Here is a 13,002-nt window from a genome sequence, read left to right on the forward strand (position 1 = left end):
CCGTCCCTCCCCGTTCTCCCCCTCCGTCCCGTCGGCAGGAGCACCAGCATGTCGCCCCATCAGGAATCGCCCGCGCGGCCCGCGGAGCCCGTGAAGAGCATCGTCGTTCCCTACGAGCGGGACACCCCGCCGACCCCCCTGGCGCGGCTCGCCGACCATGAGGTGTCCGAGCGCTGGCGAGCGGTCGACCGCTCCGCCCACGCCCCGCACATCGTGGCCGTACCCGGCGACGACGGCGAGAACTGGACCGCCGCCGCGCTCGTGACGGCACGCCCGGACACGGCGTATCTGAAGATCGTGGATGCCGTTGGCGACGTACCGGCGGCAGTGGAGGCGGTCGTCGCCCTCGCCCGTAGCCGAGAGCTCGCGCAGCTCAAGTGGGAAGGGTGGTCGGCGAGCCCCGAGGACGCCGCTGCCGCCGGCTTCACTACCTTGAGCCCTCCGCTCGCGCAGTCGGAGGGCGCGGCAGGACCGGTCGCCGGTTACGTGCGCTGGCTGCGCGACGGCGTGCCGACCGAGCCTCCGTACTACGGGCAGAGCACGCACTTCACCTGCGGCGCCGTCACCGCCCTGGTCGCGCAGGCGCACGCGGGGAGGCTGCCGCGGGAGGCACTTGACCGGCACGCGGAGCTGACGCTGTGGCGCGATGCCACCAACTTCCTCGCGTGCGAGCCCATCGGCCTCGGCGTCGCCGTGAGCCGGGCCTGGCCCGCGTTCCCGGTCACGGTCCACCTGGACACGGACCGGCCGGTCCTGCTCGACCACTACCCGCAGAACGACCAGGAGTGGCGTGCCGTGCTCCAGCGCGCCTCCCGCGCGGACGCGGAACGCAACGGTGTCCCGATCGACTCGAGCCGCCTCTCCCTGACCGCGGTCCGGGAGGCGATCGGCCGTCGCGAGCACCTGCTGCTCCTGCTCTCGCTCGACCGGATGCAGGGCTTCGACGTGCCGCACTGGGTGCTCTGCCACGGCGTCGTTCCCGGAGCCGTCGTGATCGACGATCCCTGGGCCAACGCGGCCACAGGAGACACTTGGGTCGACGCCCATCTCCTTCCGGTCCCCGACGCCGCGCTCGACGCGATGTCGGCCATCTCGCCGGGAGACTTTCGCGGCGCGGTGACCATCGGCGCTTGATACATCGAGAGGAAAGCGACAGCGATGCAGATTCGTCCCACGACCGATGAGGACCTGGACGTCTTCGTCGACACGGTCCACGCGGCCTTCGGGCACTTCCCGGAGACCCCGGTCGAGGGTGGCGGGCGCTGGTGGTCGGCGCTCGAGATGGACCGCGGTCTGCTGGCCCTGACAGCCGACGGGCGGCCCGTGGGCACCGCCGCCGCGTACTCCTTCGACCTCACCCTGCCCGGTCAGATCCCCGCCGCGGTCGCCGGGGTGAGCGCGGTCGGCGTCCTGCCCTCGCACCGCCGACGCGGCGTGCTCAGCGCGATGATGCGGCATCAGCTCACCGAGGTGCGGGCCCGGGGCGAGTTTCTCTCGGTGCTCCTGGCTTCCGAGGCGCAGATCTACGGCAGGTTCGGTTACGGCCCGGCGACCTTCACCGCACGGCTGACGGTGCCGCGCCACCAAGCCGCCCTCGCGGCTCCCCGCGCACGTACGACGGCCGACGCACCGGCGACCGGCCCGGACGGTGGGACGGGCAGCGGCACGGACAGCGGGACGGTCGAGGTGCTGCGCCGTGCCGAGTGCGGCGAGATCCTCGAAGAGGTCTACGACCGGTACCGCCGCGCCCAACCCGGCGCGCTGTCCCGGCCGCACCGCTGGTGGTCCCTGGGAGCGGGCCAGTCACCGGTCTCGCCCGCGCCGCGCTACGTCGCCGTCCACCGGGACGCCGACGGCACGGCGGACGGATACGCCAGCTACTCCATCGGCGAGCCCAACACCCTCACGGTCGACGAGACCGTAGCCACCGATGACGCGGTCTTCACCGCCCTGGCCCGGTTCGTGCTCGGACACGACCTGGTCTCGCAGGTCGTCTTCCGGCACGTCCCGCCCGAGCACCCACTGCGCTGGCAACTGGCCGACTTCCGCGCGGGAACGGTCGGCGACCACACGGACTGGCTGTGGGTGCGTCTCCTCGATGTCCCGCGTGCCCTGACGGCACGCGGCTGGTTCACCGACGGTGAGCTGGTCCTCGACGTCGACGACCCCTTCCTCGGCGAGCACGGCCGCCATCTGCTGACGGTCCGCGACGGCAAGGCCACCTGCGTCCCCACGGAGCGCACGCCCGACCTGTCCCTGGACGTACGTGACCTGGGCTCGCTCTATCTGGGCGGCACCGCCCCGAGCACGCTGGTGCGCGCGGGACACATCCGGGCCCACCACCCGGACGCCGCCGCCCGCGCGGACGCACTGTTCCGCACGGAACGCGCTCCGCACTGCCTGCACTGGTTCTGACGTAGGGTCTGCGCGTCGCACACGTGGAAGATCAAGGGGGCAGCGGCGATGCGGGCAGGGTGTCGTGAGGCAGTGGGTGCGGTGCTGGCCGTCGGGGCGGTCGTCGTCGTGGCGGGGTGTTCGGCGCGGGGTTCGGCCGAAGCTCTGGACGTGAAGGAATCGGCGTCGGCCTCTCTGAGGTCATCGCCGAGCCCCGCCTCACCGCTGACGGCACGGCAGTTGAAGGATCTGCTCCTGGAGGACGGGGAGGTGCCACGCGTCGAGAGCGCGCCGGTACAGGGGCCCGTGCCCAAGTACGATCCGCGGGTCCTGGTGCCGGGGCCGGGCTGCCAGGACGTGTTCGACGCGCTCGTGGCGCACAACGCGTCCACGTCCGTGATCCAGGACTTCTGGTGGCACAACGGCCAATGGGGCGGCCGGACTTGGCTGGCCTCGTACGCCGGGGACGGTGCGTCGAGGGAGTTCCGAGGGCTCGTGGAGGGGCTCAAGACGTGCAAGACCCTGGTGGGGCAGACCCCGGAAGGCAAGCTCAACTCCCGTATATCCGTGGCGAAGGCGCCCGACGACCTCGGTGACGAAGCCGTCGTCTTCGACCTGAGCATGGACGGCCCCAAGGGCACCGTGCTGACCGACCACCACATCTGGGTGCGGGTGGGCGCCCTCACCGTGGAGTTCAGCGACCGGGGCGCGCAGCGCACCCCCGGCTTCCCTCTCGATGTGGTGGCCGGCAAGCAGTTGGACCGGCTCACTCAAGGGCCGCGTGACTGACGCGGCGCAGCCGGCGGCGCGTCAGCCGCAGTGTTCGGCCTTCTCCTGCTCCGTCATGGGGCGGGTGTGCTGTGTCTTGGTGCTCGGCGCGCCCGGCTTCGGGCCGGTCGCGTCGAAGGGGGCGTACCAGATGTAGTGCCCGTGGAACTTGTCCTCGAAGTGCAGCTCGTAGGTCCCCTTGACGCGCTGCATCTGCGACTCTCGCGTGACCCAGCCGACCTCGCCGGGCCGGACGTCGACATTGGTCGTGGCGGTCTCGGTGTGCGAGCTCTCCCAGGTATGCCCGTACGAGGTCTTGATGCTCACCTTGAACACCTCGGCGAAGCCGTACTCCGCGCTGAGCGAGACTCCGACGCTGTTGGTCTCGCCGGTCGTGTCCGCCCAGGAGATGCTGGAACGCTGCAGGTCGGAGGTGCAGTTGTAGGCGCTGTCGCCCACCTGGTGCGCCTCGCCCTTCGAATCGGTGCCGGGTCCATCGGGGTGGAAGACGCACGAGTCGGTGCCGTTGTCGCACTTGTCGAGCAGTTCACGGATGGTGGGGGGTTCTTCGTCGGCCTGTGCGGCGGGCGCGAGGGCGAGGCCGCCCGCGGTGGTCATCGCCGCCAGCAGGACGGTCAGACGGGTACGGGTGATCATGTGTGATCTCCAGTGGGGGGAAGGTGACGCTGGTGGGGGGGCAACGCGCAGGAGAGCGCGGCTGCGATCTAGCTGAAGCCGATCGACTGGGTGCGGTCGTTCATCATCTGGCCGACGTCCGAGGTGTTCTCGTCGAACGGTCCGTCGCGGTCGCCGCCGAGGTTGGGCTCGGGGTAGAGCCAGATCGCGCAGTTGCCCCAGGGCTGCACGGAGGAGATGCGGTTCTTCCAGTCGTCGCCGAGGTCGTACTGCCAGTTGACCCAGCCGTCCTTCTCGCAGAGCGAGGGGCCGCTGATGGTGAGCGTGTCACCCGAGAAGCCGGGATCGCTGAAGAACGTTCCCTGGATGACGTCCCCGGCCTGTGCGCGGAACGAGGACGAGTCGACGGCGGCCCGTGGGGTGGCCGGCGCGTCCGTGACGCTTCCGTCACCGGCTCGGACCATGGCCTCGGCGAAGGTGCCGAAGCAGGACTGCTCTCCGGTGGTCGCGTCCAGAACGCAGTGTCGCGCTGCCGGTCCGTCCGCTCCGGTCGGTTCGTCGGCGCCTGCCGACTGGGTCGAGACGGTGCAGACCAGGCCGGTGGTGACCGCGAGGGCGGCCCCCGTCAAACGGTTGCGGCGCAGATTCCGTATCGCCATACGGATACCTCCATTTCTGGCGTGGGCACATCACCATCCTGTGTAGTGGCTCCGGTCCCGTGGTCGCGGCTGGAATCCCGAATTCCTGTGCCCATAGGGGCGGTTGAGGTGACTCGGGCACCCTGAGAGGGCCCTTCGGGCACAACGAAGGGAGAAACGGTCAGAAGCGGAGACTGCCCCAAGGCGAAGACCGTCTGAACCGATACCGCCCCGAGCGGCGAGCGCGCATCAGCACTGCGCGAAGACGTACCCCTTCGCCCCCTTGGGGCTGACCTCGCGGTCGCGCAGGGTGACGGACAGGCGAGATCCCCAGGCGTCACAGGCGTTGCGGTAGTCCTTGCGCGCGTACTCGACGGCGAAGACTTTGTCGTCGTAGGCGTCGGCGAAGTCGCCGCACTCCTTGTACGCGGCGCACTCCTCGACCACGGCGAAGTCGAAACCGACGCGACGGCGCTCGGGGAGCAGGTCGGTGGTGTTCTTCTGGGCGATGGCCAGGCCTTGGCTGTGCGCCCGCTCGGCGAGCAGCTCGGCGAAGGCGGCGGCATGCCCGGTCGTGAGGAGGCCGTCCGAACGCTCGTAGGAGTCGAGGTTGTCGGGCTCCACGGCGTCGTAACCCGACTCGGCGCAGCCGTCGATCCACGGCCCGACGACGTCCATCAGCTCCCGGCGCTTGCCGGGCGTGGAGATGTCCAGGAGGGGCTCCTCCCAGTCCTCGTCGATCACCAGGGAGCCTTCGTCGTCCTTCAGGAGCAGTTCCGGGTGATGCTTCTTCCACCAGGTGATGGCCTTGCCCGGCTGGGTCTGGAAGGCGTTGACGTAGCACACGTCGTAGAGGCCGTCGGCCGGTTCGGCGGCGCGGTCGCGGGACACCGCCTGCACGGCGTCGTCCGGCGGGTAGGAGCCGCCGAGCTGGTAGTCGAAGACGGCGTTGGCCTCCGGTGCGCGTACAGCGTCCGACCGGTCCGTGGCCGGGGCGTCCTTGCCGTCGTCGGTGGTGCAGGCGGCGGCCAGGAGGAGGGCGGCGGCGCAGGCGGCGAGCCGGCCGGGGCGCGAGCGGAACAGGTGGTGCGGGCGGCGCATCGGAGGCTTTCGTTCGGGGCGATGGCCGGCGGAGGGCTCCGCCGGCCGAGGACGGCCCGGGAGCCCGTCCTCGCGTCGAAATGTGACGCGATGTCGATCTTACGTACGCCGCCCGAGCCCCGGGCGGCCAGGCCACCGCCTTACGCAGGCGCTCAGGGCCGTGGCCGCGTCGGCAGGCGCCTGGTCGAGATCATGGCCCCAAGTGGGTGACGAGGGAAATGAGTTGAGCGCGGTGTGCACGTCGCCGTCGCGTGCGCAACCCCGGTCGAGAGGGGTCAGTGCGCGATCGAGTCGATCAGCTCGCGCGCGCCCTGGCGCAGCAGCGTGACCGCCACGGACGTGCCGAGCGTCGCCGGGTCGAGCGGCCCGGCCCACTCATGGGCGTTGAGGACCGTCTTGCCGTCCGGGGTGAAGACGCGGGCGCGCAGCGAGAGGTCACCGCCCCGCTCGCAGCGCGCGTACCCGGCGATGGGGGAGTTGCAGTGCCCCTGCAGGACGTGCAGGAACATGCGCTCGGCGGTGGCCTCCCGCCAGGCCTCCGGGTCACCGAGGCCCGACACGGCGTCGATGGTGCGCGTGTCCTCCTCGCGGCACTGCAGCGCCAGGATGCCCGCGCCGATCGGCGGGCACATCGTCTCCACCGAAAGCACCTCGGTGACCACGTCCATGCGGTCGATGCGCTCAAGCCCCGACACCGCGAGCAGCAGCGCGTCCGCGTCGCCCGCGGCCAGCTTCTCCATCCGGCGCCCGGCGTTCCCGCGCATCGGGACGCACTCCAACTCCGGGTGCGATGCGGCGAGTTGCGCGATGCGGCGCACCGAAGACGTGCCGATGCGGGTTCCCGCCGGGAGTTCGTCCAGGGTGAGCCCGCCGGGGTGGATGAGCGCGTCACGGATGTCGTCGCGCTTGAGGAACGCGGCGAAGGTCGTGCCCGCCGGAAGCGGCCGGTCCGCAGGTACGTCCTTGACGCAGTGCACCGCGAGGTCTGCCTCGCCTGCGAGCAGCGCCGCGTCGACCTCCTTGGTGAACGCGCCCTTGCCGCCGAGCTTCGCGAGGTCCCCCATCCAGCGGTCCCCGGAGGTGGTGACCGGCACGACCTCCGTACGGATCCCGGGGTGCAGCGCGGCGAGTTCGGCGCGTACGCGTTCCACCTGGGCCAGCGCCATGGGGGAGGAACGGGAGACGATGCGGATCAGCTCAGGAGCGGACATGCGCACCACGATAGGCGCTTCCCGCGGCCATCTGTTAAAGGGCGCCGCACTGGAACCACGGGCCCTAAGGGCCCGGCTGGCCCGGCAGGCTCTGGCGTGCGTGACGTCCTCAGCCCTCATAGCGTGAGAAGCAGCCGGTCACCGTCCTGCCCCCGGGCGGGTCCCGGCGTCCGTCACCTGGGAGGTTCCATGTCAGCCGCCGCCGCACACCAGCGGTCCCCGATCGTTCTCGAACGCATGGCCCCCACCCATCTGGCCGACGTACTCGCCCTGGGGCGTGAGCTGTACGACACCTCGGTGAAGCCGTACACCTCCTGGTCCCTCTCGGCGATCGCCCGGCATCTGGACGCTGATGACTCCTCCTGCTGGGTGGCGCTCGACGGTGACGATCTCGCCGGGTTCGTCCTCGGCTCGATGGGGTTCGACCAGCGCGCGGACTGGGGGAACCTGGAGTGGATCGCCAGCGCCCCCGCCCATCAGGGCAAAGGTGTCGCCAGTCATCTGGTGCAGGCGTGCTGCGCGACGCTGACCGCCGCGGGGGCCACCGCCGTAGTGACCGACGTCGAGTCGCGCAACACGGCGTCCGCCACGCTGATGCGGCGCAACGGCTTCGAGGAGAGCGTGACCGTCACCCTCTTCGTACGCGAGGCACCGGACGCGGGGGCCTGACGGGCATCTCCGCCGCTACCCCGCGCAGTCCTTGCCCGGCTCCAACGGCGGTGCCTCGACGCCCAGATGGGACTTGCAGCGTGGCGTGTTCCCCGCGTCCTCGTGCCAGGAGGCGGGCCGCGGGCGGATGAAGACCGCCGCCGCTGCCGCCGCGAGGACGAACAGGCCCGCGCAGCCCACGGCCGCCTTGCCGAACGCCGAGTTCAACGCGTCGGCGTCCGCGTACGCCGTCCCGGAAAGGCCCACGGCCAGCGGCAGCGCGGCGACGACCAGCATCTGGGCCACCCGCGCCGCGGTGTTGTTGACGCCGCTGGCCAGGCCCGCGCGTCCGGCGTCGACCGAGGCGAGGACCGTGGCGGTCAGGGGAGCGACGAACAGGCTCATCCCCAGGCCGAGGACCACGACCGCGGGGAGGACTTCCGTGACGTACGCGGCCCCGGGCTCGACGCGCAGCATCAGGAGCGCCCCGGCGGCCGCGGTCAACGGCCCCGCGACGAGCGGCAAGGTGGGCCCGACGCGCCGCGCCAGATCGCCCGCCGCCGCCGAGAGCAGCAGCATCAGGACCGTGATCGGCAGCGTCGCCGTGCCCGCCTGCAACGCGTCGTAGCCCAGCGTCGTCTGCAACTGCACCGGCAGCATGAACAAGAGCCCGCCGATGGCCGCGTACAGGCACAGCGTCATGACGTTGGCCGCGCTGAACAGGCGGGAGCGGAACAGGGGCAGCGGCAGCATCGGGTTGCGGCGGCGGTGCTCGACCACGACGAAGGCGACACCCGCCGCGAGTCCGCCGAGCCCCGGCAGGAGCGCCGCCGTCGACGAGTCTCCCGCGGCGCTGATCAGCGCGAAGCTGATGCCCGCGAGGAACAGCGCCGCCAGGCAGGCCCCCGTCACGTCGAACGGCTTCTCCGCCGCGCCCTCGGCCCGGCTCTCCGGCACATGGCGGACCGCGAAGAGGACGAGCGCCGCCAGCGGCACATTGATCAGGAAGATCCAGCGCCAGCCGGGGCCGTCGATCAGCCAGCCGCCCAGGAACGGCCCGACCGCGCCCGCCACCCCGCCGAGCCCGGACCAGGCGCCCACCGCGCGTGCCTGGTCCTTCGGCCGGAACGACGTACGCACCAGGGCGAGCGACCCCGGCGTGAGGAGCGCGCCACCGATGCCCTGCAGCGCCCGCGCCGCGATGAGCATCCCCGCGTTCTGCGCGAGCCCGCACAGGGCCGAGGCGACGGCGAACCAGACGACGCCGATGACCAGGGTGCGCCGCCGCCCGATCCGGTCGCCGAGCGCCCCGCCGAGCAGCAGCAGCGCGGAGAGTGTGAGCATGTAGGCGTTGACGACCCACTGCAGGGACGCGAGTGACGTGTCCAGGTCCCGGCCGAGGGTGGGCAGGGCGACGTTGACCACCGTGCCGTCCAGCATCGCCATTCCCGACGCGAGGACGGCGCAGGTGAGCACCCAGCGGCCCCGTGCCGAGGCCAGCGCGACACCTCCGTCGGCGTCTTCCGTCGCTGAAGCCTCGGGTGCGGTTGCCATCGCCCTCCCTCCGTCCTGCCTGCCTACATGTGCACCGCGCCGCCGCCCGCGTCCGAGTGGACCGGGGCTCCCTTGCGGTACAGCACGACCGTAACGATCAGCCCGACCGCGAAGAAGACCGCCGACCAGGTGTACGCCGTCGAGTAACTCTCCATCGCGGACTGGGCCTTCGCCTGTGGCGTCGGGTCCTTGCCCACGAGGTAGTTGGCCGCGGCGCTCGTGGCCAGGGAGTTGAGCAGGGCGGTGCCGATCGAACCGCCCACCTGCTGGCTGGTGTTGACCATCGCCGACGCCACGCCCGCGTCATGCGCGGCGACCCCGGCGGTGGCCATGCTCATCGCCGGGGCGAAGACCAGGCCGAGGCCGAGACCGGCGACGAGCAGCGGCGGCAGCACGTGCGCCGCGTACCCGCTGTGGACGTCGAGTGCGGTGAGCCAGGCCATCGCGGCGGCCGCCAGGCCCATGCCGAGCGGCACGATGGGCTTCGCGCCGAACCGCGGCACGAGCACGTTGGTCGTGACGACCGAGATCACGACCATGACGGCGACCATCGGCAGGAACGCGAGCCCCGTCTTGACCGGCGTGTAGCCCAGGATCTGCTGGAGGTAGTAGGTCAGGAACAGGAAGACACCGAACATGCCCGCGCCGGAGATGAACATCGCGAGGAACGAGGCCCCGCGGTCCCGGTCGAGCACCACCCGCAGCGGGAGCAGCGGGTGCGCGGCCCGCGTCTGCCACCAGGCGAAGGCCGCCACGAGGACGGCGCCGACCACGAGGAACCCCCAGGTGTCCACGTCGCTCCAGGCGTGCGTCTCGGCGTTCGAGAAGCCGTAGACGACGCAGAACAGGCCCGCGGAGACCAGCAGGGTGCCGGGCACGTCCAGCTTCGGCCGGTCGGCGGGCCTGCCGCCGTGCAGCAGCCGGGCGCCGCCCAGCATGGCGAAGACCGCGAAGATCAGGTTCACGTACAGGCACCAGCGCCAGTCCAGGTACTCGGTCAGGATGCCGCCGAGGAGCAGACCGACCGCGCCGCCCGCGCCCGCGATGGCGCCGTAGATGCCGAACGCCTTGGCGCGTTCCCTGGGGTCGGTGAACGTCGTGGTGAGCAGGGACAGCGCGGCGGGCGCCAGGAGCGCGCCGAACACGCCCTGCAGGGCGCGGGCCACCACGAGCATGGTGAAACTGGACGCCGCGCCGCCGAGGGCGGAGGCGAGCGCGAAGCCGCCGAGACCGGCGAGGAAGACCAGCTTGCGGCCCACCAGGTCGGCGATGCGTCCGCCGAGGAGCAGCAGGCTGCCGAAGGCGAGCGCGTACGCGGTCACGATCCACTGGCGGTTGCCGTCGCTGAACCCCAGGTCCTGCTGGGCCGAGGGCAGCGCGATGTTCACGATCGTCGCGTCGAGGACCACCATGAGCTGGGCGATGCCGACGATGCCGAGGATGAGCCAGCGGTGCTCGTGGCTACCGCCGCTGGGATGTGGCGGAGCGGAGGCGCTTGATCCTGCGGTCTGCCCTGCTTCGAAGGGCTCGGGCGCGGGCGAGCGGTCCATCGGTGCCTCCAGACGCCCCCCGCCTCGCAGACATCCCCGTCACACCGTAGACGCGCTGCTAAGAGCCCGCGACCGGGGCGTGGTGGGCCCCGGGCCGCGGACCCGTCGAAGCGTGAGGAGGGTGCGGTCAGCTCTGCGGCTGGCTGATGTTGACCATCCAGGGGATGCCGAAGCGGTCCGTGCACATGCCGAACACGTCGCCCCACATCTGCTTCTCCATCGGTACGGCGACCGAGCCGCCGGCGGACAACTTCTCCCAGTAGCCGCGCAGCTCGGCCTCGTCGTCTCCGCTGAGGCTCACCGAGAAGTTGTTGCCCGGCGTGTGGTCCATGCCGGGCGGGGTGTCGGCGCCCATCAGGGTGAAGCCGTTCGGCGCCTCCAGCATGCCGTGCATGATCTTGTCGGCGGATGGGGTGTCCTGCTGGCCGGCTTCACCGAAGGTGTTGAGCGCGAGCTCGCCGCCGAAGACCTCCTTGTAGAACTCCAGGGCCTGGCGGGCGTCGCCGCCGAAGCTGAGATACGGGTTGAGTCGCGAGACCATGAAAACCTCCCGGAACGGGGTGGAACGGTCAGTAGCGCGGAGACTAGCGCGGGGGACTGACAACGGCCCGGCGAGCGGCGGGTACGCGGCCGGGCGCCGGTGATGCGGGGACGCCGCGCCGGGGACGCGGGGATGCGGCGGGCATGCGGCACGTCGTCCTCTGATGGACGGAAAGTCCGCTGCATGTAGCGTGCAGCCATTTGTCGCGCTCGGTTATTCAATCTTCATCAAATACGGTCCGGCATCCGGACCGACCCCTTGTGTGCGGACTGTATGCGAAATACGTTCTGCCGTATTCCTTGATCGTCCACGATCAGCCCGGAACCACCCCTGGCGGAGGTACCTACCCGTGCGCCGAAAAGCGGTTGCCCTCGCGGCAGTTGCCCTGGTGATGTCCCTGACGGCGGGCTGCGGCTCCCTGCAGTCCTCGGCCACCGAGGTCGGCGGTGAGCGCATGACCGACGACCGTCCCGTGCGGGACGGCGGCACCCTCACCGTCGCCCTCAACGCCGACCCGGACAAGCTCGACCCGACCCTCGCGCAGACCCTCGTGGGCCGCACCGTCTTCGCCGGGATGTGCGAGAAGCTCTACGACATCGACGAGCACGGGACCGTGATCCCGCAGCTGGCCAAAGCCCTGCCCAAGACATCGAAGGACGGCCGCACCGTCACCTTCGCCCTGCGCGAGGGCCTCAGATTCAGCGACGGGACCAAGCTGGACGCGGACGCCGCCGTCACCTCGCTGCTGCGCCACCGCGACCTGCCGGGCTCCGCGCGCGCCACCGAACTCGCCCCGCTCGCCGGGGCGAAGGCGACAGGCCCGTACACCGTGAAGCTCACGCTCAAGCAGGCCTACGTGCCCCTCACGGCCGTCCTCGCCGACCGCTCCGGCATGGTGATGTCGCCCGCCGCGCTCAAGAAGTACGGCAAGAACTTCACCAACCACCCCTCCTGCGTCGGCCCGTTCAAGTACGTGGAGCGTGTCGGCGGCGACCGCATCGTGCTCGCCAAGGACCCCAACTACTACGCGGCCGACGAGGTCCACCTCGACAAGGTGATCTACAAGCCGATACCCGACGGCAACGTACGCCTGGCCAACCTGCGCTCCGGAGACATCCAGGTGGGCGACCAGATGACACCCGTCGACGTGCGCAGCGCGCTCACCGAGCCCGACCTCCAGCTCTTCAACTCGCCCTCGCTCGGCTATCAGGGCATCGGCTTCAACGTCGGGAACGTCAAGGGCCTGGGCGAGAAGCCGGGCCGCATCGACACACCGCTCGCGCGTGAGTCACGGGTCCGGGAGGCCTTCGAGCTCGCCATCGACCGCGACCTCATCAACAAGGTCGTCTTCCAGGGCATGTACGAGCCCGCCTGCGGCCCCGTCTCGCCCGAGTCCGCCATCGCCCCCGGCGTCAAGGCGACCGCCTGCCCCAAGCGGGACGTCGCCAAAGCCAAGCGGCTCCTCGAGGAGGCCGGGGTGAAGACGCCGGTCCGCATCGAGCTGAAGGTGTCCACCACGCCCGAATCCAGCCGCCTCGGACAGGTCGTACAGGCCATGACCAAGGAGGCGGGGTTCGCGGTCACACTGCGCCCCACCGAGTACGCCACGATGCTCGAGGAGACCGACTCCGGGCGCTACGACGCCTTCACCAGCGGCTGGTCGGGGCGGCTCGACCCGGACGGCAACATCGCCAGCTTCCTCCAGACACGCGGCGCCATGAACGCCTACGGACTCTCGGACCCGGAGATCGACCGGCTCGTCGAGCGCGGGCGCGCCGAAGCCGACCCGGAGGAACGCACCAAGATCTACGGGGAGTTGACCCGGCGCGCCCAGGAGCGACGCGGGCTCATCTACCTCTACCGCCAGAAGAACTACATCGTCGCCGGCAAGGACGTCGCGGGCGTGCGCGTCTACGGAGACGGCCTGGTCCGCGTCTCGACTGCGGGGTACACCCGATGAG

General features: G+C 70.9%; 12 protein-coding genes. 5 read left to right on the forward strand and 7 right to left on the reverse strand.

Features of this window, described 5'->3' with window-relative positions:
* Positions 1-48: 48 nt before the first annotated feature.
* The 3 genes from ACWFRU_RS25050 to ACWFRU_RS25060 all read left to right on the forward strand — a co-directional run bounded on the left by ACWFRU_RS25050 (position 49) and on the right by ACWFRU_RS25060 (position 3,183).
* Positions 49-1,134, forward strand: coding sequence for a peptidase C39 family protein (locus ACWFRU_RS25050; protein ID WP_453690401.1), 1,086 nt, complete (start codon positions 49-51; stop codon positions 1,132-1,134).
* A 24-nt stretch (positions 1,135-1,158) separates the two neighbouring features.
* On the forward strand, positions 1,159-2,415 hold the full coding sequence (locus ACWFRU_RS25055; protein WP_453690402.1) for a GNAT family N-acetyltransferase: 1,257 nt from the start codon (positions 1,159-1,161) through the stop codon (positions 2,413-2,415).
* Between the two features lie 72 nt (positions 2,416-2,487).
* Positions 2,488-3,183 carry a hypothetical protein gene (locus ACWFRU_RS25060; protein WP_453690403.1) on the forward strand — a complete coding sequence of 232 codons (696 nt, stop codon included), beginning with the start codon at positions 2,488-2,490 and terminating at the stop codon, positions 3,181-3,183.
* A 21-nt stretch (positions 3,184-3,204) separates the two neighbouring features.
* On the opposite strand, the gene ACWFRU_RS25065 is transcribed toward ACWFRU_RS25060, so the two are convergent.
* The 4 genes from ACWFRU_RS25065 to hemC all read right to left on the reverse strand — a co-directional run bounded on the left by ACWFRU_RS25065 (position 3,205) and on the right by hemC (position 6,748).
* Positions 3,205-3,819: a hypothetical protein gene (locus ACWFRU_RS25065; protein ID WP_453690404.1), complete on the reverse strand. Its 615-nt coding sequence runs from the start codon at positions 3,817-3,819 to the stop codon at positions 3,205-3,207.
* Between the two features lie 68 nt (positions 3,820-3,887).
* Complete coding sequence (locus ACWFRU_RS25070; protein WP_453690405.1) at positions 3,888-4,457, reverse strand: hypothetical protein; 570 nt, start codon at positions 4,455-4,457, stop codon at positions 3,888-3,890.
* 228 nt (positions 4,458-4,685) lie between these two features.
* Complete coding sequence (locus tag ACWFRU_RS25075; RefSeq protein ID WP_453690406.1) at positions 4,686-5,537, reverse strand: endo alpha-1,4 polygalactosaminidase; 852 nt, start codon at positions 5,535-5,537, stop codon at positions 4,686-4,688.
* Positions 5,538-5,812: 275 nt separating this feature from the next.
* Positions 5,813-6,748 (reverse strand): hydroxymethylbilane synthase, encoded by a 936-nt coding sequence (gene hemC, locus ACWFRU_RS25080; RefSeq protein ID WP_453690407.1) that lies wholly within the window; start codon positions 6,746-6,748, stop codon positions 5,813-5,815.
* Positions 6,749-6,937: 189 nt separating this feature from the next.
* Between hemC and ACWFRU_RS25085 the strand changes: the two genes are divergently transcribed.
* A complete protein-coding gene (locus tag ACWFRU_RS25085) occupies positions 6,938-7,417 on the forward strand; it encodes a GNAT family N-acetyltransferase (RefSeq protein ID WP_453690408.1) in 480 nt (159 codons plus the stop codon).
* Between the two features lie 15 nt (positions 7,418-7,432).
* Here the strand turns inward: ACWFRU_RS25085 and ACWFRU_RS25090 are convergent, their stop codons facing one another.
* The 3 genes from ACWFRU_RS25090 to ACWFRU_RS25100 all read right to left on the reverse strand — a co-directional run bounded on the left by ACWFRU_RS25090 (position 7,433) and on the right by ACWFRU_RS25100 (position 11,041).
* Entirely contained in the window at positions 7,433-8,950 is a 1,518-nt protein-coding gene (locus ACWFRU_RS25090) for an MFS transporter (protein ID WP_453690409.1), read from the reverse strand.
* A gap of 23 nt (positions 8,951-8,973) precedes the next feature.
* Positions 8,974-10,500, reverse strand: a complete 1,527-nt coding sequence (locus ACWFRU_RS25095) for an MFS transporter (RefSeq protein WP_453690410.1) — start codon at positions 10,498-10,500, stop codon at positions 8,974-8,976.
* Between the two features lie 127 nt (positions 10,501-10,627).
* Positions 10,628-11,041, reverse strand: coding sequence for a VOC family protein (locus ACWFRU_RS25100; protein ID WP_453690411.1), 414 nt, complete (start codon positions 11,039-11,041; stop codon positions 10,628-10,630).
* Between the two features lie 349 nt (positions 11,042-11,390).
* Between ACWFRU_RS25100 and ACWFRU_RS25105 the strand changes: the two genes are divergently transcribed.
* Entirely contained in the window at positions 11,391-13,001 is a 1,611-nt protein-coding gene (locus ACWFRU_RS25105) for an ABC transporter substrate-binding protein (protein ID WP_453690412.1), read from the forward strand.
* Position 13,002: the final 1 nt, after the last annotated feature.

Source organism: Streptomyces sp. NPDC055099 (assembly GCF_053607685.1).

Coding starts and splice junctions, on each gene's coding strand:
- ACWFRU_RS25095 (WP_453690410.1), bottom strand. CDS start 10,500: ATGGACCGCTCGCCCGCGCCCGAGCCCTTCGAAGCAGGGCAGACCGCA.
- ACWFRU_RS25070 (WP_453690405.1), bottom strand. CDS start 4,457: ATGGCGATACGGAATCTGCGCCGCAACCGTTTGACGGGGGCCGCCCTC.
- ACWFRU_RS25075 (WP_453690406.1), bottom strand. CDS start 5,537: ATGCGCCGCCCGCACCACCTGTTCCGCTCGCGCCCCGGCCGGCTCGCC.
- ACWFRU_RS25090 (WP_453690409.1), bottom strand. CDS start 8,950: ATGGCAACCGCACCCGAGGCTTCAGCGACGGAAGACGCCGACGGAGGT.
- ACWFRU_RS25100 (WP_453690411.1), bottom strand. CDS start 11,041: ATGGTCTCGCGACTCAACCCGTATCTCAGCTTCGGCGGCGACGCCCGC.
- hemC (WP_453690407.1), bottom strand. CDS start 6,748: ATGTCCGCTCCTGAGCTGATCCGCATCGTCTCCCGTTCCTCCCCCATG.
- ACWFRU_RS25065 (WP_453690404.1), bottom strand. CDS start 3,819: ATGATCACCCGTACCCGTCTGACCGTCCTGCTGGCGGCGATGACCACC.
- ACWFRU_RS25085 (WP_453690408.1), top strand. CDS start 6,938: ATGTCAGCCGCCGCCGCACACCAGCGGTCCCCGATCGTTCTCGAACGC.
- ACWFRU_RS25055 (WP_453690402.1), top strand. CDS start 1,159: ATGCAGATTCGTCCCACGACCGATGAGGACCTGGACGTCTTCGTCGAC.
- ACWFRU_RS25050 (WP_453690401.1), top strand. CDS start 49: ATGTCGCCCCATCAGGAATCGCCCGCGCGGCCCGCGGAGCCCGTGAAG.